The sequence below is a fragment of the Pseudoalteromonas sp. CO325X genome (assembly GCF_004208955.1).
In the GTDB taxonomy this organism is placed as follows: domain Bacteria; phylum Pseudomonadota; class Gammaproteobacteria; order Enterobacterales; family Alteromonadaceae; genus Pseudoalteromonas; species Pseudoalteromonas ruthenica.
This window is the reverse complement of the sequence record NZ_SGPG01000029.1, coordinates 1-24,011: the sequence shown is the minus strand read 5'-3', so window position 1 is coordinate 24,011 and position 24,011 is coordinate 1. Positions and strand designations below refer to the sequence as shown.

At 47.0% G+C, this 24,011-nt stretch carries 20 protein-coding genes; 12 read left to right on the top strand and 8 right to left on the bottom strand.

Annotated elements, in window-relative coordinates; all coding sequences use genetic code 11:
- The first annotated feature begins 93 nt into the window (after positions 1-93).
- The gene (gene tpx, locus EXT46_RS15230) at positions 94-681 is read left to right on the top strand and encodes a thiol peroxidase (protein ID WP_022946158.1); all 588 of its coding nucleotides are present in this window, start codon (positions 94-96) and stop codon (positions 679-681) included.
- A gap of 52 nt (positions 682-733) precedes the next feature.
- On the opposite strand, the gene hemH is transcribed toward tpx, so the two are convergent.
- The 3 genes from hemH to EXT46_RS15215 form a co-directional block, all read right to left on the bottom strand.
- Positions 734-1,738 (bottom strand): ferrochelatase, encoded by a 1,005-nt coding sequence (gene hemH / locus EXT46_RS15225; protein WP_130148314.1) that lies wholly within the window; start codon positions 1,736-1,738, stop codon positions 734-736.
- Between the two features lie 100 nt (positions 1,739-1,838).
- Positions 1,839-2,483, bottom strand: a complete 645-nt coding sequence (gene adk, locus EXT46_RS15220; RefSeq protein ID WP_022946156.1) for an adenylate kinase — start codon at positions 2,481-2,483, stop codon at positions 1,839-1,841.
- A gap of 180 nt (positions 2,484-2,663) precedes the next feature.
- The gene (locus tag EXT46_RS15215) at positions 2,664-3,377 is read right to left on the bottom strand and encodes a SapC family protein (protein ID WP_053911505.1); all 714 of its coding nucleotides are present in this window, start codon (positions 3,375-3,377) and stop codon (positions 2,664-2,666) included.
- A 168-nt stretch (positions 3,378-3,545) separates the two neighbouring features.
- Between EXT46_RS15215 and EXT46_RS15210 the strand changes: the two genes are divergently transcribed.
- Both EXT46_RS15210 and EXT46_RS15205 read left to right on the top strand, forming a co-directional pair.
- Positions 3,546-4,241: a DUF6445 family protein gene (locus tag EXT46_RS15210; RefSeq protein ID WP_130148312.1), complete on the top strand. Its 696-nt coding sequence runs from the start codon at positions 3,546-3,548 to the stop codon at positions 4,239-4,241.
- Positions 4,242-4,258: 17 nt separating this feature from the next.
- The gene (locus EXT46_RS15205) at positions 4,259-5,806 is read left to right on the top strand and encodes a tryptophan halogenase family protein (RefSeq protein WP_130148310.1); all 1,548 of its coding nucleotides are present in this window, start codon (positions 4,259-4,261) and stop codon (positions 5,804-5,806) included.
- Here EXT46_RS15205 and EXT46_RS15200 read toward each other — a convergent pair.
- The 5 genes from EXT46_RS15200 to pgi all read right to left on the bottom strand — a co-directional run bounded on the left by EXT46_RS15200 (position 5,803) and on the right by pgi (position 15,061).
- Positions 5,803-7,323, bottom strand: coding sequence for a tryptophan halogenase family protein (locus tag EXT46_RS15200; protein WP_130148308.1), 1,521 nt, complete (start codon positions 7,321-7,323; stop codon positions 5,803-5,805). The two genes, EXT46_RS15205 and EXT46_RS15200, sit on opposite strands and share 4 nt — an antisense overlap.
- A 67-nt stretch (positions 7,324-7,390) precedes the next feature.
- Positions 7,391-10,039 carry a TonB-dependent receptor gene (locus EXT46_RS15195; protein WP_130148306.1) on the bottom strand — a complete coding sequence of 883 codons (2,649 nt, stop codon included), beginning with the start codon at positions 10,037-10,039 and terminating at the stop codon, positions 7,391-7,393.
- Between the two features lie 759 nt (positions 10,040-10,798).
- Positions 10,799-11,509, bottom strand: a complete 711-nt coding sequence (gene pgl, locus EXT46_RS15190; RefSeq protein WP_130148304.1) for a 6-phosphogluconolactonase — start codon at positions 11,507-11,509, stop codon at positions 10,799-10,801.
- Complete coding sequence (zwf, locus tag EXT46_RS15185) at positions 11,509-12,981, bottom strand: glucose-6-phosphate dehydrogenase (protein WP_130148302.1); 1,473 nt, start codon at positions 12,979-12,981, stop codon at positions 11,509-11,511. Before zwf ends, pgl begins: the two co-directional genes overlap by 1 nt.
- Before the next feature lie 439 nt (positions 12,982-13,420).
- Positions 13,421-15,061, bottom strand: a complete 1,641-nt coding sequence (gene pgi, locus EXT46_RS15180; protein ID WP_130148300.1) for a glucose-6-phosphate isomerase — start codon at positions 15,059-15,061, stop codon at positions 13,421-13,423.
- Positions 15,062-15,549: 488 nt separating this feature from the next.
- Between pgi and EXT46_RS15175 the strand changes: the two genes are divergently transcribed.
- The 9 genes from EXT46_RS15175 (at position 15,550) to gloA (ending at position 23,767) form a co-directional block, all read left to right on the top strand.
- On the top strand, positions 15,550-16,578 hold the full coding sequence (locus tag EXT46_RS15175) for a LacI family DNA-binding transcriptional regulator (RefSeq protein ID WP_130148298.1): 1,029 nt from the start codon (positions 15,550-15,552) through the stop codon (positions 16,576-16,578).
- A 121-nt stretch (positions 16,579-16,699) separates the two neighbouring features.
- Positions 16,700-17,281 carry an electron transport complex subunit RsxA gene (gene rsxA / locus EXT46_RS15170; protein WP_022946147.1) on the top strand — a complete coding sequence of 194 codons (582 nt, stop codon included), beginning with the start codon at positions 16,700-16,702 and terminating at the stop codon, positions 17,279-17,281.
- Between the two features lies 1 nt (position 17,282).
- Entirely contained in the window at positions 17,283-17,837 is a 555-nt protein-coding gene (rsxB, locus tag EXT46_RS15165; protein WP_022946146.1) for an electron transport complex subunit RsxB, read from the top strand.
- Between the two features lie 10 nt (positions 17,838-17,847).
- Positions 17,848-20,307, top strand: a complete 2,460-nt coding sequence (gene rsxC, locus EXT46_RS15160) for an electron transport complex subunit RsxC (protein ID WP_130148296.1) — start codon at positions 17,848-17,850, stop codon at positions 20,305-20,307.
- Complete coding sequence (gene rsxD, locus EXT46_RS15155) at positions 20,304-21,362, top strand: electron transport complex subunit RsxD (protein ID WP_130148294.1); 1,059 nt, start codon at positions 20,304-20,306, stop codon at positions 21,360-21,362. Before rsxC ends, rsxD begins: the two co-directional genes overlap by 4 nt.
- Positions 21,359-22,000 (top strand): electron transport complex subunit RsxG, encoded by a 642-nt coding sequence (gene rsxG, locus EXT46_RS15150; protein WP_130148292.1) that lies wholly within the window; start codon positions 21,359-21,361, stop codon positions 21,998-22,000. The genes rsxD and rsxG overlap by 4 nt, the downstream gene beginning before the upstream one ends.
- A complete protein-coding gene (locus tag EXT46_RS15145; RefSeq protein ID WP_130148290.1) occupies positions 21,997-22,695 on the top strand; it encodes an electron transport complex subunit E in 699 nt (232 codons plus the stop codon). The genes rsxG and EXT46_RS15145 overlap by 4 nt, the downstream gene beginning before the upstream one ends.
- Before the next feature lie 34 nt (positions 22,696-22,729).
- A complete protein-coding gene (gene nth, locus EXT46_RS15140) occupies positions 22,730-23,368 on the top strand; it encodes an endonuclease III (protein WP_022944717.1) in 639 nt (212 codons plus the stop codon).
- Complete coding sequence (gene gloA, locus EXT46_RS15135; RefSeq protein ID WP_022944716.1) at positions 23,369-23,767, top strand: lactoylglutathione lyase; 399 nt, start codon at positions 23,369-23,371, stop codon at positions 23,765-23,767.
- Positions 23,768-24,011 lie beyond the last annotated feature (244 nt).

Genomic DNA, 24,011 nt, shown 5'->3' with positions numbered 1-24,011 from the left:
CAATTTAAATATCCACCGCCGCTATATCCTTTTGTACTGGCGTATAGATATAATAGTTCATAGGATTTTGCAGAAACTAGAAAAGAGAGCGTTATGTTTAAGAAATTAGCACTGTGCACCCTGTTGACCTGCAGCACTGTGGCGCTAGCTCAGCAAAGCGAGACTATCAATACCATTGATGCTGGTAAAGTCACAGCCCAAGGAAAGCCTGTCACCCTGTTAGGAAAAGGAGTCAAAGTGGGTGATGCCGCACCGGATTTTCGTACCGTGAATGCCCAATTTGAACCACGCAGCTTAAATGACTACCAAGGCAAAGCGGTTCTATTGAGTGTAGTTCCGAGCTTAGACACTGGCGTGTGCAGTATTCAAACAAAGCACTTTAATGAGAAAGTGGCCAGCGAATTCCCTCAAGTCGCTATGTTAACTGTCAGCACTGATTTACCTTTTGCGCAAAAACGTTATTGCGCCGCAGAGGGAATTGACAAGCTAGAGACTCTCTCAGATGCAGTATGGCGAGATTTCGGTGAGCAGTATGGTTTACTTATCAAAGATATGGGCTTGCTTAGCCGTGCCGTATTGGTGTTGGATAAAGACCATAAAGTCATCTACAAACAACTTGTTAGCGACCTATCCAAAGAGCCTAATTACGATCATGCGATCAGAGCACTCAATAGCTTATAGACTCGGTTTTATTCGTGATAGTAAAAAGGCGCCTTGTGTGGCGCCTTTCGTATTACCAATTCTGCAATTGCTGCTGGGCTAGCTCAGCCAGTAAAGCGATATGAGCCTCGCTATCATTAAGCGCGGGAATATAGTCTAGGCTCTCGCCTCCCGCCTCTTTAAACACTTCGGCGTTTTCCACGGAAATCTCTTCCAAGGTTTCTAAGCAGTCTGCAGCAAAAGCCGGGCAAACCACCTGCACTGTTTTCACCCCTTGCTCTGGCAACGCTTCCAAAGTTTCATCGGTATAGGGTTTTAACCACTCTTCAGCACCAAAACGCGATTGGAAGGTCATCATCCATTGCTCATCACTGAGCCCCAACTTGGTTGCTGTATTTTGCGCCGTAGCTTGGCAATGCTCGAAGTAGGGGTCGCCTTTTTTAACACAGCGCTTAGGGATCCCATGAAAAGAGAAAATCAATTTATCCGCCTCGCCATGCTGAGCGCGGTAATCAGCGATAGATTGCGCCAATGCATTAATATAGCTAGGCTTCTCGTAGTAGTGCTTAAGGAAACGAATTTCCGGTAAGTTACGCACGGTTTTTAGATGCGCCATCAGCTTATCGAATACCGCCGCCGTGGTCGTCGCAGAGTACTGCGGATACAGTGGCAACACCGCTATTTTATCGATGCCGCGCGCCTGCATATCTTTAATGCGGCTAGCGATGCTGGGATTGCCATAGGTCATGGCATAGTCGACGTGAATGGCCTCTCCCGTCCCTTGTTCTAAGTGCTGGCGTAAGGCAATGCTTTGTTGCTCGGTAATTGCACGCAGCGGCGAGCCTTGCTCCTGCCATATTGATGCGTATGCTTTAGCCACCTTGGGCGAGCGAATAGGAAGAATGATGCCATTGAGAATAAAAAACCACACAGCTGGCGGTATCTCAACGACGCGAGTGTCGGATAAAAACTCGCGCAAATATACACGAACGGCTTTTGACGTGGGCGCATCAGGGGTACCAAGATTAACTAACAGCACCCCGTAACGGCTGGCGCTTTGCGATAAAGCAAGTGACATAGCAATGAAGTCCTAAACGCTAAATTAAAAGTGATTATACTTTGAAAACAATCGCTAAGATCAAAAAAAACCGCCTTCAGGCGGTTTTTTTAGTGCGGGGTTAGCCTAGCAGTTCGGCTAACTGCTGGCTGACTGCTTCAACAGCTTGGGTACCATCGAGTTTATGGTACTGAGTGTTGCCAGCAGCCGCTTCTTTTTGATAATAATCAACTAACGGCTTAGTTTGCTCGTGATATATAGCAAGACGTTTGCGTACTGTTTCTTCAGTATCATCGTCACGGATGATCAAATCTTCACCGGTGACATCATCTTTGCCGTCCACCTTAGGTGGATTGTAAACCACATGGTAAACACGACCAGAACCTGGGTGAACACGACGTCCGCCCATACGCTCAACAATCACTTCATCAGCCACATCGAACTCAATCACGTGATCGACATCGATGCCATTTTCTTTCATTGCATCGGCTTGAGGGATGGTACGTGGGAAACCATCTAGCAAGAAACCGTTTTCACAATCAGCCTTAGCGACACGCTCTTTTACAAGACCAATAATAATCTCGTCAGACACAAGTTGCCCGGCATCCATCACCTTTTTCGCTTCTAAGCCAAGCGGTGTGCCCTCTTTAATAGCTGCGCGCAACATATCGCCGGTAGAGATTTGCGGAATGTTGTATTTGTCCATTAAAAACTGAGCTTGCGTGCCTTTACCTGCACCGGGTGCGCCTAATAGGATGATGCGCATAATTGATTCCTCGTGTCTGAGTTGGGGTTACAAAATAAACTCAAATTTTTTCACATGGGCCGACGTTACTCAAGGGTAAAGAGATAAAACTTTGGTCCAATTTTCATATTCGTGTAATAACTGAACAAGCAGGTACAAAAAAGCCCAGCAATTGCTGGGCTTTCTCACGCTTTATGCGATTTATGCGTCAGCATCACGCTGAGCTTTTAAACGCGCCAGACGACCCACTTGGTGAGTAGACGTTAGGAACGAATAAATAGGCGCTAAGTAACCGCGTTTGCGAAGCTCTAAGAAAGCTTCGTCGCTTAGCTCATTTAACTTTTTCTCATCAATTAGATAGATACCTGAGATATCTTTCTTTTCGCCTTTAATATCCACAGTCAGCGTTTGTGGTACCAGTAGCTCTTTATCTGCAAGATACTGAGTGAAGGTTTCAGTCACACCAGAGAATTCAATGAATGACACAAGTGCATCTTTACGACGCTTCAGGTATTCAGTTTCTTCGCCATTTTCAAACAGCGCATTACCGTCTTCCTCGCCTACCAACGGGCTAGCTTCATCGATAACTACACCGTACTGCTCTTCTTCTGGGTGCTTAACAAGACCTAACGGGTAGCGAGTTACAGCTAATGGGGCAAAACCTGCTACCCACTTATCGCCATCTACAAATAGGTTTTCACCTGGTTCAAGTCCAAAAATCGCTACCGCTTGAAATTTGCCAGTTTCATTATTTTTAACGAATGCCATCGGAAATTCGTTAGCAACACGACCAAACTCGTGAGCAACTACAGGAACCAGGTGCTGAGTTTTCAAAAATTCTAGGTTAATGCCATTTTTGATTTTTGTGTTGGCATGTTTTTCGTTATGCAAAGGCTGCACTTGTTGCTCCGCCATATTACTGCTCCATTAATTTTACGTATTTGTTACTTAGCTAGTGGCACTAAGGCTAGCGGTTTTACTAGGAAAAAGGAAGTGAAAATTTTGTGGCAACGGAACATCGCATTTGACTCCAATTGATTTTGGCTAACATAATGCTGTCTAACCCGTTACAAGCTAAAACCAATGTATACACTGAATTTAGATTACCAAGCGAACGTCATTGCAATTCCTGCAACCAATGAAAGCGTGGTGGTCGTTGATGACTTCTTAGCTAACCCTGAACAAGTCATTCACTATGCCAAAACCACCGCATACTTTAACCCACCGGGAACAGATCGCTCTTTTTATCCAGGTAAACGCGACAAAATGCCTTTGCCTTATAAACGCGCGCTATCAGAATTACTCAATAGTCTGCGCGACAGAGGAGTGTTGCAACTTGATGGTAAAGTAGATATTTACAGAAACGAGTTATCTCTGACCACGGTGAAAGAGTCTCAACTTTCGCTCTTTCAAAAAGCTCCCCATATCGATAGCTTAGATAGTAAAGACTATGCAACCGTGCACTATTTATGCTCTGAGCAACATGGCGGCACCTCCTTTTACTGCTACCGGCCAACGGGAATGGCGCAGTTTAGTGATGACAACGCTGTCAAAAACATGCTTAAATCAATTCAGCATCATGCACATCGTTTTGATGGTTATATTCAGGGCGACTCAGCACTTTTCGAGCGAGTACTGAGTGTGCCGGCGAAATTCAATAGAATCATTATTTATCAAGGCAATATATTGCACAGCGCTGATTTAAAGGGACAACATAATCAGCAAGATGACATAGATAATGGTCGCCTGAGTGTCGCTTCCTTTTTCTACTTAGAATAAAAAATAAAGGAATAAGAATGAAAGATTTATCACGTGTTATTGTCGTTGGCGGCGGCACTTCTGGCTGGCTTAGCGCGGCCTACTTAGCCAGCAGTTTCAAGCGAACCGGACGGGATATTAAAGTCAGTATTATTGAGTCAGACACTATCCCCACAATTGGCGTTGGTGAAGGCACCTTCCCCACTATCGTCAATACCTTGTATGAGATTGGCCTCTCTGAAAAAGAGTTTATCACTGCGTGTGACGCCAGCTTTAAGCAAGGCGCTCTTTTTAAAAACTGGTTATATAACCCAAGCGATAAACCTCATGCCTATTACCACCCATTTGATCCCCCTGCCAAACCAAAAGGCCTTGATTTGAGTGCATATTGGGTAAGCCGAAAACATCAAGGCACGATGCAGCAAGATTTTGCCCACGCGACGTCGGTGCAGTCATTCCTGTGCGATGAAAACCTCGCACCTAAGACACCTGAGACGGGAGAATATGCTTGGCTTGCCAAGTATGCATACCACCTCGATGCCGCAAAGCTGGGTCAGTTACTCAAAAAGCATGCAATGAACAAGTTACAGGTTGAGCATATTGTTGCTGATATTGAGCAAGTAGAGCTGGATGAACAAGGTTTCATCGCGCACTTAGTTGATAAGCAGCAACGCCAGCATGACGCTGATTTTTTTGTCGACTGTACGGGCTTCTCCTCTTTGCTGTTAGCAAAAGCTTTAAACGTGCCCTTTGTTGATAAAAGCCACTACCTCACAGTTGATACCGCCGTTGTTTTACCTGTGGAATATGCCGATGCCGAGACCCCTATCACGACCCATACGGTGTCCACTGCGCAAGACGCCGGATGGATTTGGGATATTGCCTTACAAAATCGCCGAGGCACCGGTTATGTTTACAATTCACACTACTGCTCCAAAGAGCAGGCTGAGAAAACCTTGTGCGATTATCACGGTATTGCCCATGATAGTGAGAAGCGCTATCGTCATATCAGCTTCAAAACCGGCTACCGAGAAAAATCGTGGGCCAAAAACTGCTGTGCTATCGGCTTTTCCAGCGGCTTTGTCGAGCCTTTGGAAGCAACCGCTATAGCCATGGTTGAGGCGGGAGTGCGCTCTCTTGCCGCCCGTTTCCCTGCAACTCGAGAAGCGATGCTCGAGAGAGAAAAACAATACAATCGTATTTTCACATCCCGTTGGGACAACATTATCGATTTCATTAAGCTGCATTATTGTCTCACCAAGCGCGATGATACCCCTTTTTGGCGAGAGCAGAAAAACCCCAAGACCATTCCTACCTCACTACAGGAAAAGCTCAAGGCTTGGCAGCATTACGGTATTACCGATGGAGACTTACCCTACAAATACGACCTGTTTACTCTCGCTAGTTGGCAATACATTCTTTATGGATTAGAGTTTTTGCCTGACTACGTTGAAAAAGCGCCAATCAATGAGGAGATCATCGACAAAGCATTTGCCTCAATCGCCGCACAAAAACGCAGTGCTGCAAGCAAGCTCTTGTCAAACAGAGCATTGCTCGAAGCGTTTGGTGCATCGTGTAAAAGCTAAATTTTCTGCAGCCCATGTTGGGCTATATTGTTAAGCAAGGCTCGGTGTTTAGGCAGCTGCTTTAGTAGCTGCTCACCATAACTTGTTAGCATAGCAATCAACTCTTTATGCTCAGGCTTGGCAACTAAATGAGCGCATGGCTTAAAATGCATACCATAAAGAATGTACAAGTAGTTCTCTAGCTCAAACACTTCATATTTAGAGTTAAAGTCAGACTTTTTAGGGACTTGGTATTGCCACAACGCAAGACGTTCTTTGAGCACCACAGACATGCTGTCAGTTGACTTCATTGCCCGCCAGAACGCAGAGTCTTGACGATCTGAAAGATAATAGTGCAATTGGATAAAATCGACGACTCGGCGCCATGCATAATCGACAATTTCGTTATACTTCTTGGCGGCTAACGCAAGCGCATGATGCTGCACCGGCAAATTCTCGGCCAATAGCTTTGCACTAAAGTCCGTCAGCAGAATGGAGGTTGCCTCTAAAGGCTCAACAAAACCTTGAGCAAGCCCTAACGCCACACAATTCTTATGCCAAGCCCGCTCAGCGAACCCCGCTTTCATATCAATTTCTCGTACTTTTAAGCCAGACAACGGCTGACCTAAATAACGTTCAAATTTGGTATATGCCTGCTCTTTTGTTAAATAGTCACTGGCATACACAAAGCCGGTCCCACGTCGTGTGGTCAGGGCAATGTCCCATATCCACCCTGCCTGATGTGCTGTGGCCAGCGTGTAAGGTGGAATAGCATCATCTGCAGAGGTCGGGACCTGGGCCGTAATGGCTTTATCAATAGGCAGCTGATCACTTACATCTACTGATTTAACGCCTAAGGCTTGTCGATGTAAAATGCTCGAAAAGCCACTGCAATCAACAAAAAAATCGCCGCTGACTTGGCCACTATCGTCGGTTTGCAGCTCACTGATATGGCCTTCATCATTGCACTTTACCGCTGTAACGTTGGTTTTCAGTAACTTTACGTTGAACCGAGATGTGGCATTGTCCTTTAATAGTTGGGCAAACTTGAGCGCATTGAGGTGATAGGCATAACTGGCATGGCCAGTGTATTGCGCGTGAGTTATCGCCTTAGGGCCGACACCCTGCTCACAGAGCATGTGTTGAAACGAAACGGTTTCGGCAAATGAAGCGGCAGTTGTGTCACTGAGCCAAGTTTGCGTGACATCTTGATTATTTGGAAAGGGGTATTCGAACAAGTGATGATAATAGTTATGTTCACCATGGTGGTGTTTATCAAGCCAGTTTATGAACTTTATTGACTGCTTAAACGTCGCATCGCACTGGGTGATAAAGGTTTGCTCAGAAATACCAAAACTTTGTAAGGTACTGACCATCATTGGTACAGTCCCCTCACCGACGCCGATGGTTGGAATAGTAGGTGACTCAATTAAGCACACCTCAATATCGCTGCCTAATAGTCTCTTGCCAATGTGATTTGCAGCCAACCAGCCAGATGTACCACCACCGACAATAACGACTTTTCTCAACTTTTTCATTTTCAAACTGCCACTTGCCTAAACAAAAAACCCGAGCATGAGCTCGGGTTTTATCAACAATATCGCTTTAGAAGCGGAATTGTAAACCAACAGAGTAACGCGACTCACCCTGATAATTATACGCTGGGTATCCACGACTGAAGCGTGGGTTATCAGCGTCAGTCCAGTTTTGGTGATTACCAACCTGGATACTGTCTTCCTCTAGAAGGTTTGTAACATCGGCGATAATAGTGAAGTTCTCGTTGATATCGTAACTCGCACTTAAGTCCAATGTTCCAAAGTCTTCGTGTAGACGACTACCGTAGAAACCCGTTTCACGAATCATGTACTCTGAACGCCAAGTATAGGCTGCACGTAGTGATAGTGCGTCGGTCTCATAAAACGCCACTGTATTCACTGTGTGCTCTGATGCATCAGAGAATACAGAGTTGCCATCTACGAAGTTCTCTGCATTGGCATCTGAATCAGAGTAAGTGTAGTTTACAACAGCCCCGAAACCGTTATCAAACGTATGCTGCAACTGGAACTCTGCACCATAAATGGTGCCACCGTCACCGTCTGTGTACGTTTCTACACGCCAGTTGTCGGTGTTTGTTCCTGGGTCAACGATACCAATACTTTGACCTGGTTGTTCTGTATTTGTGGTAAAGGTGTCAACGTCTTTCCAAAAGAAGCTACCTGCAATTAAGCTAGACGGTGCGTAGTAATACTCAACACCAACATCAGCTTGGTTCGCTTTAAATGGGCTCAGTGACGGAGTACCTTTGGTGACCGACTGGTTGTTATCGTCGTTGTCGTCATAACCTGCTAATGCAGCGTTACTGAACATGTCATTGTAGTTTGGACGAGAAATAACGGTCGCAGCAGATACACGTAAGATCATGTCTTGAGAAAGGTCATAAGCCAAGTTAAAGCTAGGTAAAACCTCTGAATAGTCATGCTCTTCAGTTGTTAAAGCTGTCGAGTAACCATTATTAAATGCATGCGTTGGGTCGACAAAACCAGGGGCTAAAGCATAGGCTTGCGAGCTTGCTTCAGTTGACACATAACGCAAACCGAAGTTACCACGGAAATTTTCACCTGAGTAATTCGCCATTACATAGGCAGCCACCGTCTCTTCGTTTAGTGATGCATACCCTGAGCGCTCACGAGCCCAGCTTTCGATGAACTCTTGAGTATAAGCAATCATCTCAGCGCCATCACCATTAGGGATAGAGATATCGCTCATGCCAGCATCAATTCGGCCATCGGTGAAGCGGTCAGCATCAACGATTTCGGCTTCTGCGGCACCATCAAAGTTCAAGTTTGGACGGTTTTTGTCACGAACAACATCGTGATCGGACCAACGTAAACCAGTTTTAATTGACGTGATGTATTCAAAGTCTGTTTCGAACTCAACATCTACCTGTGCATACGTTTCTTCATCCGTACGCGGCTCATTAACAATCGCGCCCGGCTGTAAGCCTTCCCAGCCAACGTACTCGCCAGCCGCAGGCAATGGATAAGATTGATCTTCGGTATCAAAAATCCAATTCGTGCCCGTGCCATCAAGTGTGCCTACCGAACCGCCTAGGCCCGAAATATAAGCAACGTTGGTTTCAAAATTGGTACCACCCGTGGCTTCTGATGTACCCACTTGAACTTCAACCGTGAAGCCATCGCCTAAGAACTTCATGTCTGCGGCAATCAGTTCAGTTTCCATTGTTGCGTTACGTGGGCGCACGTCCCAATAGCTGTTTGCACCTAAACCTGTGTCGTCAAACCACTGTTGCGATGAAGTACAACGCTCTGGCACACCATCGGCATTCAGCGCTTCGCAGTTAGACGTATCTTGTGGGATCCATACCTGGTTATTTACGCCATCTGCACCCAACTCAAGATTCATATAGTGTACGCCGAACTCAAGTGCATCAGTTGGTGCGTATTGAAGCTGGATATCATAGGCTGTGCGCTCACGCTCCTGCACAAAAGCAGTTGGCGCAATACGACCACCCCAAATAGGTAACGCCTCATCACCGCGACGCTCCAGTGTATAGTCCGATTGTGCAACAGAAATTAATGCACCAAAATTCTCAGCTTCGTTTTTCCAACTGACTAACCCAGAAACGGTTGGATCAATTTCATCTGACTGGCTAGAACCCGAACCTTTAACGCTGCCAAAAATAGTCATTGGCTCTAAATCTAGAGGCTTGCGGGTATTTACGATTACAGTACCGCCAACACCACCTTCTAACAGGTCAGCTTGCGATGACTTGTATACTTCCATATCAGCGATCATTTCTGGTGGAAGCATAGAGTAGTTGAAGGTACGGTCAATGGCTTGTTGTGAATACCAGCCTGTAGAGGCCACATTCTGACCATTTAGCGTGGTTAATGTCAGCGAGTTTGACGCACCACGGATAGAGACGGCTGAACCTTCACCAAACTGACGAGAAACAGTAACACCAGGTACACGACCTAGAGCCTCGGCGAGGTTATTATCAGGAAATTCACCAATGTCTTCTGCTGACACCGCATCTACCACGGCATTAGCAAAGCGTTTGGTATTCATTGACGCTTCTAATGAGCGGCGGATACCGCGCACTTCAATTACTTCAACATCTTCTTTTGCTTGAGTTTGTGCATCAGCCGCTACTGCTGCGCCGGAAAAACCAGCACCCATAGCAAGGCCGATATTCACTGCTAATAAGCTTTTTTTAAAATTTTTAGCTAACACAGGATTCCCCTTGAATCATTTTGTTGATTTTTTTATCACTTCTGCCCAGTGATGATGACAACGCTGTCATCCACTAACAAACCATACACCCTAAATTACAATTTCGCTACATCTTTTTGGCTTTTTTGTTTAAAAAAACCGCGAGTTAATCTTTAACTCTATGATTTAGTGAACATTTAATAGAGGTGAATTTAGCTCTGCTAGTGTGAAATCGAGATGAATATAACACAAATGTGACAACAAAAGTAAAGCCTAATTGGCAACTTGGTTTCTGATTAAGGTAAATAAGAGGACAGATTTGATTCTACTTACCGCTAAGTGAGCGACTAAGTACCTGTAAAAGTAAGAATAATTTTAAAATGCTTAAAGTATCCCCTGTTCTACTCCCATTTGGATAACTTTAACAACAACTATTCTCATAGCACTATTTTTATACAAAAGATAATAGTTGAGCGGCGCTTTAATACAGAGCATCGGGCAGAAGCGTTTGTATCTTTTCAAGGGTCACAATTAATTATCAATAACAATGACAGCGCTGTCATTGTTATTCTATGCAAATATTCTGCTGCCGTCTAGTGCCCACTGCAATTAAATCTATATTTGCTTACAAAAACTTGGGGGCACGATTTTGCAGCCATTGATTAGCGCCTTCTAGCAGGATACCAAAAGCTAAACAGTCAGCCATTTAGCTTACATCCCTAAATAACAAAAGCGCGGCTATTGCCGCGCTTTTGTTATTCATTATTGATAGTCATACGGTTAAGGAGCCCAATACACCTCGAGCTCAATATCGGGATGCTGCAATATTGATCGCAGTGGCATCTCTGCAACATCTCCTTGCTGCTTAGCCGCTTTATAAGTTGCAAGCTTCTGCTCACCACTGATCAGTAACTTCACGACCTTTGATTGGGCAATAGCATGCACCGTTAATGTCATTCGCTCGGTAATCGCTCCTGTCACCTCACTTTCGATAGCATTAATGGCACATACCAGTTGCTCAGCTTGAAGCCCAGCTTCTAAACCTTGCGCATGCGGGAAAAGAGACGCAGTATGACCATCCGGTCCCATGCCCAAGATGGTTACATCATAAGGGCGATGCACTTGCTGATAGTGCTGCTCACATGCCTCAACGCCTTGCTCAGCAGTCGGGGCTGCGTTTTTCATGGTGATAAAGTTAGCGCGCGCAGCCTTATTTTGTAGCAAGGTATTGTTGATGAAAGTCTCGTTACTTTTCTCGTGGCTGGCATCAACCCAGCGCTCATCAACCATAGCAACATCCACTTTGTGCCAATCAATATCAAGGTTTGATAGGTACTTATAGGCGGGAGCCGGCGATGAGCCGCCAGATACCATCAGCGCTGCACGGCTATTCTCAGCTAAACCTTGGGTTAAGCGCTGCTCTAGTGACTCGGCCAAACTGGCGGTCATCTGCTCTTTGGAATCAAAGAAGTGTTCTGTAATATTCGCCATTACGCACCCTCCCCGGTATTAAACCAACGGTGGTTATTTGTTGCTAAAAGCTCATCTGCATCATCTGGGCCCCATGAGCCAGCTCGGTATAGGGACGGGATCCCTTTTTCCTGCCAACGTTCGATAATAGGATCAATCCATTTCCATGCTTGACGCACTTCATCACGATGAATAAATAGCGCTGGGTTATTGGCCGCCGCATCCAACATTAAGCGCTTATAGGCATCTGAATGGAAACCCTTTGAGTAGGTTTCTGAAAGCTCGATATTTAACGTAACAGGCTCTAGTTGCATTTCTAGATTGTCTAAACGCTTAGACATCAGCGTAAGTTGGATACTTTCCTCTGGTTGCAGGCGGATCACCAGGCGATTAGGCTGGATGGGACCGACATCTTGCTCATACACATTGTGCGAGACCGGCTTGTATTCAACAACAATCTCCGCACAACGCTTATGCATACGCTTGCCTGTGCGCAAATAAAATGGCACGCCAGCCCAACGCCAGTTATCGATATGCGCTTTGATAGCGACAAAGGTTTCTGTCGCGCTTGAGCCTTCACCCAGTTCTTCTAAATACCCCGGCACTAGTTTACCGTCGAGATCGCCTGGTACATATTGGCCACGCACGATATTTTCATCGACTTGCTCAGCCACCAACGGCCTTAGCGCCTCAAGCACTTTTAATTTTTCAGTGCGAATGGAGTTCGCATTGAGCTTATGCGGCGACTCCATCGCCACCAAGCAAAGTAATTGTAACAAGTGGTTCTGCACCATATCACGCAGCGCGCCGGCTTTATCATAGAAGCCCGCGCGGCTTTCAAGGCCCACCGTTTCCGAGATGCTAATTTGAATATTATCAATCGACTTGGCATCCCATAAATTCTCAAACAAAGAGTTAGAGAAGCGCAACGCCATCAGGTTTTGAACCGTCTCTTTGCCTAAATAGTGGTCAATACGGAAAATCTGCTCTTCGCTGAAGAATTGTGCAATTTTCGCGTTAATCTCTTCTGCTGACTTACCACAATAGCCGATGGGCTTTTCAACTACCACACGTGAGGTATCAGTAATCAACTCTTTAGCAAAGAGAATTTCACAGCAGGTGCCATACACTGCTGGCGGCAATGATAAGTAGAATACACGTGACTTATCTGCTTCGTGCTCATCTAAAATCGTTTTTAGCTCATCCCAATGACTGTCAGCCTCGGTCACATTGACAACGACTGGTACAAGGAACTCAGCGAACGCCTTCCAATCTTTGGCATTGTACTCACCTTTGGCCAAGTACTCTTTCATTGCTTTGTGCGCGGTATCAATATATTCGTCACGTTTATCTGCGCCACGAACAGTGGGGAGGATGCGTGTCCCTTGTGGTAGGTTCCCTTCCTGATAAGCGCGATACATCGCCGGAAGCAATTTGCGCAAGGCTAAATCGCCACCGCCGCCAAAAATGATAATATCAAAAGGATTTAGCATGATTTACTCTCTACCTGTTTGGTGCCCATTTCGTGTGGGTGCATATTCACACCCTAGGGGCTGCTCTCATCGGCTATCTATCGAGCCAATAATACTTGTTATTATGAGGACAGTATAACCTTTCGCGGCTCTATCCTGTGACAGTTTTCACACTCACATCGATGAATACGAAGTCAGCGGCCAAATCCACCTAAATGAAAATGGCAAAGCTCCGACACAGTTTTCGTGTTATCGGAGCTTTAGAATAAATGAGTCTTAGGGTAACTATACGTCCTCTCACAAACATACAGGCCCTAAAGACTCCAGCGCTACCCGTTCAAAGGTATTCTTTTGTGCTGGTCCTTAAAGGAAATAGAGTCTTAGAGGGTCAGTAAAACCACACTGCCCCTCTAAGCCCTCCAGCGCTACTCGGCTGTGCTGCCTTGGCAGCAAATTCTGTTTATCGTTTACTTTGATAATAATTCATTAATCCGGCTGTCGAACTATCGTGATCGCCGACTTGGCCATCGCTCAGCTCAGCTTCAATGCTTTTAGCCAATCCTTTGCCCAATTCCACACCCCACTGATCAAAAGAGCAAATTTCAAGGATGATACCTTGGACAAAAATTTTGTGTTCATACAACGCAATGAGGCGGCCAAGTCCTCTCGCATCCACGGTGTCTAACAGTATCGAAGAAGTAGGACGATTGCCTTGATGTACTTTGTGAGCAACCAATTGGTCAATTTCCTCGGAGCTGATCCCTTTTGCTGTGAGCTCATCGCGGATTTGCTCAGCGCTGACACCATTCATCATGGCTTCGGTTTGCGCAAAAAAGTTCGACATCAATACGCGATGATGCTCACCCACTTCCACTTGCGGCTTAATCGAGCCAATAAAATCTGCCGGAACGATGGTGGTGCCTTGGTGTAAATATTGGTAAAACGCGTGCTGACCATTTATTCCCGTCATGCCCCAAATAAGCGGGACTGTGGTGTAATTAACGCGAGAACCGGAAAAATTAACTGACTTACCGTTACTTTCCATTTCCCCCTGCTGTAAATAGGCGGGGAGCATATGCAATGCTTGGTCATAGGGTAAAATAGCTTGCGCCTTATGGTCTAAGAAAGTGGTATTCCAGACACTTAATAGCCCCATCAGCACCGGGATGTTGTTCGCCATTGGCTGGTTTTTGAAGTGTTGGTCAATTTCAAATGCCCCTTCAAGCAACTCTATAAAGGCATCGAAACCTAAATATAAAGCGATAGGTAAACCAATTGCGCTCCACATTGAAAATCGACCACCGACCCAATCCCACATGGTAAATACATTCTCAGGCGCAATGCCAAATGCAGAGGTTTTCTCTAAATTGGTGCTCACAGCAACGAAGTGCTTAGCAATTGCACCCGCTTCGCTCGTAGCATCTTGTAACCATTGCACCGCTGTTTGAGCATTGGTCATGGTTTCAGAGGTGGTAAAAGTCTTTGAGGAAATAACGAACAGTGTGGTTTCAGGGTCAACCGCATCCAGTACTTTCGCAATTTGTACACCATCGGCGTTGGAAACATAATGTACGTCTAGGGTGTCATCAGCAAAGCTTGCGAGGGCCTCAGTGGCCATTTGTGGACCCAGGTTTGAGCCACCCACGCCTATACTCACAACATGGCGAATTGCCTTGCCGCTAAATCCGAGCCACTCACCTGAGCGCACTTTAGCAACAAAGGCGCGCATTTTCTCCAATTCAGTCTCGACTTGCTCGCTCACATTTTCGCCATCAACGATAATCGCCGATTGCTCACGGTTGCGCAGCGCGCTATGCAAAACGGCGCGCTGTTCGGTAAAATTAATTTTTTCACCCGCGAACATCTTGTCGCGCCACTGCGCTAATTCACAGTCCTCAGCCAAACGAAGTAAATCGTCCTTCACCGGCTGGTTTATTAGCTGCTTAGAATAATCGAATAAAATGCCAGGAGCCTGAACGGAGAAAGTGTTGAAACGCGCATCATCGTTTGCAAAAAGCGTTTTTAAATGGGTGTTTTGTAATTCCTGAGCGCGCTTTTCTAGGCTCTGCCAGCTCGCTAGTTGTGAACGACTTGCTACCATTTTATACTTCCTTTAAGTCCTTGCTTATGGGGCTATTGTTACTATCATTAGCGCTAGGTAAAAATACGAAAGGCTCGCTGTGAAAAAGTGAATTGTCAGCGAAGAGACTCTTTTACCTGCAAATATACGAAATTCAACCTAACGGCGTTAACATTAAGTTAAAATGACAACGCTGTCAATCTGCTAATTTGCGATTTTAGTGGAGGGATCATAGCGCATAATTTCGTCTTTGACACCGGTATCATGAGGAAAATTTAAAATTTTCTCTGCTATTTGCATTTAACTTTAGATACACTCATGGAGAAGCATGGCTATGTATGCGTTTTAAGCGATTGTAATTGCTCTACAGCAACACCAAAGCGATTTTATCGGCAAGGAAATAATAGAGCACGCTTAAGCAAAACAGGTCCACCGCGATAGTGACCTCTGTGTCTGCTACTCTTAATGACAACACCTGTGTGCCAACACAGACATAATAAGAAAAGAACATGAAAGTAACGATAAATGATGTCGCGAAACTAGCTGGTGTATCAATGAAAACGGTTTCGCGAGTAATAAATAACGAGCCGTCCGTGCGCAAGAAAACGCACGATATCGTTATGGCCGCTGTAAACGAATTAAACTACCAACCCAACCTAGCTGCCCGCAACCTTGCAGGCACATCATCTTATGCCATTGGCCTAGTGTATGATAACCCCAACGCCTATTATGTAATTGATATGCAAAACGGGGTACTGTCTCACTGTCGAAAAGAGGGTTATGAACTGGTCATTCACCCTTGCAGTTATGCCGATAGCACTATGCAAGAAGAACTTAAAACCATGATCAAGCGCTCGCGTATCGCAGGCCTAGTGTTAACCCCACCCCTTTCAGAACAACAAGCATTGATTGATATGCTCGATGAGATGGGTATGCATTATGTACGCATTCTCTCTGGCCGTGGTGATAGCGAACAGAAGAGCCCGTGTATATATGTAAATGACTACGCCGCCGCTTACGAAATTACGTCTCACTTAATAAGTTTAGGACACCGTAACATCGCTTTCATTTGCGGTGATCAGGGGCACAAATCAACCACCGAACGACTCGCTGGCTATGAGCAAGCCTTGCAAGATCATAGTATTAAAGTGCGTGAGGAGCTAATTTATCGCGGCGACTACTCATTTGAATCTGGCGTCAATGGTGCTAAAGCCCTGCTTAAAGAAGGGAACCGTTTGGATATCAGTGCGGTGATGGGTGGTAACGATGAAATTGCAGCAGGCGCACTCTTTGCAGCACGGCTTATGGATATGGCTATTCCCGATGAGTTATCGATCACGGGGTTTGAAGACTCACCCTTCTCCAAACAAACTTGGCCAAAGCTGACCACCGCGCATCAAGATAATGATGTTATCTCTCAGCATGCCGCACGCTTGCTTTTTAGTAAGACTCGGGGAGCCCGTAATCAAGATAAAGAAATTATTCGCACTTTCACCCCCTCATTAGTGATGCGCGACAGCTCAGGCCCATTGAGCTAGGTAAACGCCTTAAAAGCGGTGCTCGTCACCGCTGTATTGTTCGTATAAGCCCTTACAACTGTTGTGAAATGACCGAGAAATAAGGATAATACGCGGGTTCTTTTCAGTTTTTTAGGTAGCTATGACGGAATATCTCTTACTGCTCGTCAGTACCGTGTTGGTAAACAATTTCGTGCTCGTACAGTTTCTTGGCCTATGCCCCTTTATGGGTGTATCAAGTAAGCTGGACACCGCCGTGGGCATGTCTATGGCCACCACCTTCGTATTGACGCTGGCCTCCGTCACCAGCTATCTAGTTAATCAATATATTTTGCTGCCCTTAGAGCTCACCTTTTTGCGTACTATGAGTTTCATCTTAGTGATCGCCGTGGTGGTGCAGTTTACCGAAATGGTGGTGCAGAAGACTTCGCCGACGCTCTATCGCTTGTTAGGTATCTTTTTGCCGTTAATTACCACTAACTGCGCCGTACTCGGCGTTGCCCTGTTAAATATCAAAGAGCAGCATAGCTTTGTTGAATCTGCCGTATATGGCTTTGGTGCTGCCGTTGGTTTTTCTCTGGTACTGGTTCTATTCGCTGCTATGCGTGAGCGTTTGGCCGGTGCCGATGTACCTGTGCCATTCAAAGGTGCAGCAATCGCTATGGTAACGGCGGGACTTATGTCGATGGCCTTTATGGGCTTCAGCGGATTGGTAACGTTTTAATATGACCTTATTTTATGCCTTAATCGCCCTTGGTGTACTGGCCCTTATTTTTGGCGTGATCCTCGGTTTTGCTGCTGTGCGCTACCGAGTTGAAAGCGATCCTGTTGTCGAGCAAATTGATGCCATTTTGCCACAAACTCAATGTGGTCAATGCGGTTACCCTGGCTGTCGCCCTTATGCCGAAGCCATTGCCAACGGTGATGATGTCAACAAATGCCCGCCAGGGGGTGAAGCGACTGTTAAGAAGCTAGCCGACTTAATGGGAGTAGAAGCGAAGCCGCTCGCCGGTGGCGAGGAAGCAGAGCCAGAGAAAAAAGTTGCCTACATTCGCGAAGACGAATGCATTGGCTGCACTAAGTGTATTCAAGCATGCCCGGTTGACGCCATTGTTGGCGCAACACGACAAATGCATACCGTACTCAAAGATGAGTGCACTGGCTGTGATTTGTGTGTTGAGCCCTGTCCGGTGGATTGCATTGATATGATCCCCCTAGCGCAAAGTAAACAAACGTGGAAATGGCAGCTCGATGCCATCCCCGTGACTCAGATAGATTAAGAGGTGTAGTGTGGACTCTTTATTATCACGTATTCGTCGCGGTGAGTTGTGGCAAAGCCCAGGTGGTATTCACCCGCCTACCCATAAACATAAAACGAACTCGCTCCCTATTCATAGCTTACCTTTGCCCGAAAAACTGGTGCTGCCAATCAAACAGCACATTGGTGCCGAGGGGCAGTTATTAGTAAGCGCAGGTGAGCAGGTATTAAAAGGCCAGGCTCTCACTCGCCCCAATGCCAATTGGTCAGTGCCCGTGCATGCACCCACCTCGGGTCGGATAGTGGATATCACGCCTATGCCCTCGGCGCACCCTTCAGCCATTCCTGAGCTGAGTATTATTATTGAACCCGATGGCCAAGAGACTTGGTGTGAGCTTGTGCCTCACCCTAATTATCAGCAGCTTAGTGCCGAGCGACTAGTTGATATCATTCATTATGCTGGTATTTCTGGCATGGGCGGTGCGGGTTTTCCGACCTATGTTAAAACCGCAAGCAAACAGCCAATCGATATTTTGATTGTTAATGGCGCCGAATGTGAACCTTATATCAGCGCCGATGATGTGCTTATGCAAGCGCACAGTGAAGAAATCGTGCGCGGTATCCATATCATCCAGCACTTACTGGGTCCTGAGTTGACTATCATTGGTATTGAAGATGATAAGCCGAAGGCCATCGAGGCGATGACTCAGGCCTGCGCCGACTACGACAATATTATCGTCCGAGCGATTGAAACCAAATATCCTTCGGGCGGCGAAAAGCAGCTTATTCAGATACTCACCTCCAAAGAGGTGCCTGCTGGCGGGATCCCCGCCGATATCGGTGTGCTGGTACAAAATGTGGGCACCTTATATGCCATTCAACAGGCTGTAGAACTCGGAAAGCCACTGATCGAACGTGTTGTCACCCTTGCAGGCGAAACTCTTGAGCTACAAGGTAACGTCTGGGCTTTACTGGGAACGGAAATAAAGCATTTATTAGCTTTCCAAGGTTTTAATCCTGAGCCAATGCAGCGCGTGATTATGGGTGGGCCAATGATGGGCTTTACCCTGCCCAGTGTGCGCATACCTGTAGTCAAAACCACCAACTGTATATTAGCTCCCAGTAACCAAGAAATGCCAGCGCCCGGTGATGAGCGCGCTTGCATTCGCTGCAGTGCCTGCGCAGATGCCTGCCCTGCTAGCTTATTACCCCAGCAGCTGCAATGGTTTGCCAAAACCAAAGAGTACCAAAAACTCGAAGAACATAAGTTATTTGATTGTATTGAGTGCGGTGCTTGCGCCTACGTATGCCCAAGTGAAATTCCGCTGGTACAGTATTACAGAGTCGCAAAAGCTGAAATTCGCGAACAACAGATAGAGCAAGTAAAAGCTGAGCGTGCACGCGAGCGCTTCGAAGCGAGAAAAGCACGCTTAGAGCGCGAGCAAGAAGAGCGCCGCAACCGCCACAAACGGCCCAGCCGAAGCGCTGCTAAAAGCAGTGAAAGTAAGGAAAAAGTGGCTGAAGCCCTGGCTCGTGTGAAAGCAAAGAAAACAGAGCAAGGTAATAACAAGGAAAAAGTCGCCGAAGCGATTGCCCGCGCCAAAGCCAAAAAAGCGCAAGGTGAAGCCCCTGAGCCAGATAACTCAGAGGTTGCTCAAGCTCGTGCGCAAAGAAAAGAGCAGGCTCGTGCATACAAGGCACAAAAACAACAGCCTGAGCAAGCGCCAAGCGCAACAGCGGATGACAAAAAAGCCGCAGTCGCCGCAGCTGTTGCTCGTGCTAAGGCGAAAAAAGCCCAGCAAAGTGAACAAAGTGATAGCCAGCCCACAGCCGCAGAAGATAAAAAGGCTGCCGTAGCCGCTGCCATAGCTCGCGCCAAAGCGAAAAAAGCGGCAAAAGCCGATGCATCTACGCAGCAGCCCCACGAGGCAGCTGAAAGTGCCGAAGGCGAGACCGAGGCATCCTCTGCTGAGGATAACAAAAAAGCGGCTGTGGCCGCTGCCATTGCCCGCGCCAAAGCGAAAAAAGCAGCAAAAGCCGATGCATCTACGCAGCAGCCCGATGGGGCAGCTGAAAGTGCCGAGAGCAAGACTGAGGCATCCTCTGCTGAGGATAACAAAAAAGCCGCTGTGGCCGCTGCCATTGCCCGCGCCAAAGCGAAAAAAGCAGCGAAAGCCGATGCATCTACGCAGCAGCCCGATGCCGAAGCTGAAGGCGCCTCAGACGAGACTGAGGCCCCCTCCCCTGAGGATAACAAAAAGGCCGCTGTGGCCGCCGCAATAGCTCGGGCCAAAGCCAAAAAAGCAGCGAAATCCGATGCATCTACGCAGCAGCCCGATGGGGCAGCTGAAAGAGCCGAAGCCGAAGATAGTGGCGTTCCCCCCTCGCCTGAGGAAAAGAAAAAAGCCGCTGTGGCCGCCGCAATAGCTCGAGCCAAAGCCAAGAAAGCCGCCCGAGAAGCCGATAAAAACGATGATGAGGAGTCATCATGAAGCTCAATATGATGAGTTCACCCTATAAGCACAGCCATAAATCAGTGACACAGTTAATGCTATTGGTGGCGCTCGCGGCGCTTCCAGGCATTGCCACACAGTGGTATTTTTTCGGCGCGGGTGTAGTGGTGCAATTAGTTTTAGCCTTAGTGTGCGTGAGTGTATTCGAAGCCGCTATGCTGGCGATTCGCGGGCGTAAAATTTGGCCAACCTTGCAAGATGGCAGCGCTTGGCTCACGGGACTTCTGCTGGCTATCAGTATTCCTCCCCTCGCCCCGTGGTGGGTTATTGTCATTGGCTGTTTTTTTGCCATTGTCTTTGTTAAGCAGCTCTATGGCGGGCTGGGCTTTAATTTATTTAATCCGGCCATGGCAGGCTATGTGCTACTGCTTGTCTCCTTCCCGGTGCAAATGACCTTATGGGTGCCCCCAAGCGAGCTTATGCAGCACACGCTAAGTTTTAGCGATGAGCTGTCACTCATCTTCACACACTATACCGAAGCCGGCTTTAGCCTCGAACAGATCCGTGTCGGTGTTGATGGCGTTACCATGGCCACGCCACTGGACACCCTACGCACCGATATTAGCCATGGCCTAACTGTAGCCGAGAGCATGGAAAAACCTGTGTTTGGCGAGTACGCTGGGGTAGCTTGGCAATGGGTCAACATGGCCTATCTCGTTGGTGGCGTGTTATTGCTACAACAACGCGTGATCAATTGGCACATTCCGGTGGCGATGCTCAGTGCCTTGGCTGTGTGTGCAAGCATCGGCTATATCTTTGACTCGGGCAACCAACCTGGGCTGGCATTTCATATGTTAAGCGGAGCCACTATGCTCGGTGCGTTTTTCATTGCTACCGACCCGGTTTCGGCATCAACCACGAATCGCGGCCGGTTAATTTATGGCGCTGCCATAGGCGTTATTGTGTATCTTATTCGTAGCTTTGGTGGCTACCCCGATGCCGTCGCCTTTGCGGTGTTACTGATGAATATGGCAGTGCCACTCATAGATCATTACACCCAGCCTCGTACTTATGGTCACGGAGCAAAATCATGATTATTTCTTCGATGGCGAAAAATGGTGGGATTTTAGCTGCATTCGCGCTTATAACTACAGGTGCTGTGACCTTAGTGCAGCAATACACCGCGTCCAAAATTGCGATCCAAGAGAAAAAGCAGTTACAAGGCTTGTTACAACAAGTGTTGCCGGCATCGCAATATGACAACGACCTTTATTTAGACTGCACCACCGTCAATACCCCGCAGTTAGGCCCGCGTGAGAGCTACACAGTGTATCGTGCTCGCAGGCAAGGTAAGGTCATCGCCTTAGTGCTACAAAGTACCGCCGCCAATGGCTACAGTGGCAATATAGATATGATCAGTGCTGTTTATCCTGACGGCACCGTCAGTGGAGTGCGAGTTACCAAACACAACGAAACCCCAGGGCTTGGCGATAAAGTAGAAACTAAACGCAGTGATTGGATTTACTCGTTTGCCAATAAGCAAGTGCAAGGCGCAGACGATGAGCGCTGGGCAGTGAAAAAAGATGGCGGCATGTTTGATCAGTTCACCGGCGCAACCATTACTCCTCGCGCAGTAGTGACAACAGTGAAAAGCACCGTTTTATATGCACAACAACATTTTGACACGCTCGCAACAGCAGACAATCATTGCTTAGCTGAGGAGCAATCATGAGCCAATATAAAACCTTATTTAAAGACGGTGTATGGGGCAACAACCCAGCGCTAGTGCAATTGCTGGGCCTTTGTCCGCTGCTGGCAGTCAGCAGCACAGTCACTAACGCATTGGGACTGGGAATAGCGACATTACTGGTATTAGTGGGCTCTAATGTAACGGTCTCTCTGGTGCGCCAATGGGTGCCTAAAGATATCCGCATCCCCGTGTTTGTGATGATCATCGCCGCGTTTGTAACCATTATCCAATTGCTGATGAACGCTTTTACCTTTGGTTTATACCAGTCTTTAGGGATTTTCATCCCTCTGATAGTCACTAACTGTGCCATTATCGGCCGCGCAGAAGCGTTTGCTTCTAAAAACAATGCGTTGTTGAGTGCATGGGATGGGCTCATGATGGGCCTAGGCTTTGCCATGATCTTAGTGCTATTGGGTGCTATGCGTGAACTCATTGGTCAAGGTACCTTATTCGATGGCGCCGACTTACTGCTGGGGCCATGGGCACAAAGCCTGCGTCTAGACATTATTCACTTTGATAACCAATTCTTGCTGGCGATCTTACCTCCGGGAGCATTTATTGGTTTAGGCTTGCTGATTGCAGCTAAAAACTTAATTGACGCGCAGCTTAAAGCCAAACACGCGCCTAGCGCTGAGGAAGTAAAAGGTCCAAGGGCACGCGTGACCAGTTTAGATTAGGCTCGTTTTAACGACATACAATCAAGGGGCAACAATGAACAAAGATAAGCGCCGACTCATCCTTGAGCGGTTGCGCGAAGCCAATCCGCACCCAGAAACCGAGCTGGAATATAGCTCTCCTTTTGAGCTCTTAGTGGCAGTGACTTTATCTGCACAGGCCACCGATGTCGGGGTCAACAAGGCGACCAGAAAACTTTTTCCGCGTGCCAATACGCCGCAAGCTATCTTGGATATCGGTCTTGAGGCACTGCGTGAGAGTATCAAAACCATCGGCTTATATAATTCCAAAGCCAATAATGTGTACAAAATGTGCGAGATTTTGGTGTCACAACATGGGGGGGAAGTCCCTGAAAACCGTGAGGCCTTAGAAGCGTTACCCGGCGTTGGTCGCAAAACCGCAAATGTCGTGCTTAATACCGCCTTTGGCTGGCCAACCATTGCCGTTGACACCCACATTTTCCGTGTCTCTAACCGTACCAAGTTTGCTATGGGTAAAGATGTGGTCGCGGTGGAGCAAAAGCTTGAAAAAGTCGTGCCGAAAGAATTTAAGGTTGATGTACACCACTGGCTTATTCTCCATGGCCGCTACACCTGCGTGGCGCGCAAACCGCGCTGCGGCAGCTGTATTATCGAAGACTTATGTGAATTTAAAGACAAGACTGAGGTAGCATAAATGCGTTTATTACACACCATGTTGCGTGTTGGCAACTTAGAGCGCTCGATCGAGTTTTATACCAATGTACTGGGCATGAAAGAGCTACGCCGTGCTGACAACGAGCAATACCGCTACACCCTCGCCTTCGTCGGTTATGGTGAGGAGAAAGACACTACCGTATTAGAGCTTACGTATAACTGGGATGAAGATAGCTACGATCTCGGCAATGCTTATGGCCATATTGCCATTGAGTATGACGACATTTACCAGGCTTGCGAGCAAATTCGTGCCGCCGGTGGCGTAGTAAGCCGCGAACCGGGCCCGGTAAAAGGAGGCACTACAGAAATAGCCTTCGTTAAAGACCCTGATGGCTATGCAATTGAACTGATCCAGAAAAAGGCTGATAACAGCTTTTAAGCTACGCTCCTGAGTCAAGGTTGTCCCTTGGCTCCTATCCTTTTCCAATAAACCACGCTTTAATTCGCACTTCTGTGGCAAGAAAAGAAAAAATAACGGGAATTTTTTATAAGCGATGGATATTAATAGCTATGAAGAAATGGTGTTTTTCAAGTAAGTACTTGAAGAAAGTGGCGTCCCCTAGGGGATTCGAACCCCTGTTACCGCCGTGAAAGGGCGGTGTCCTAGGCCTCTAGACGAAGGG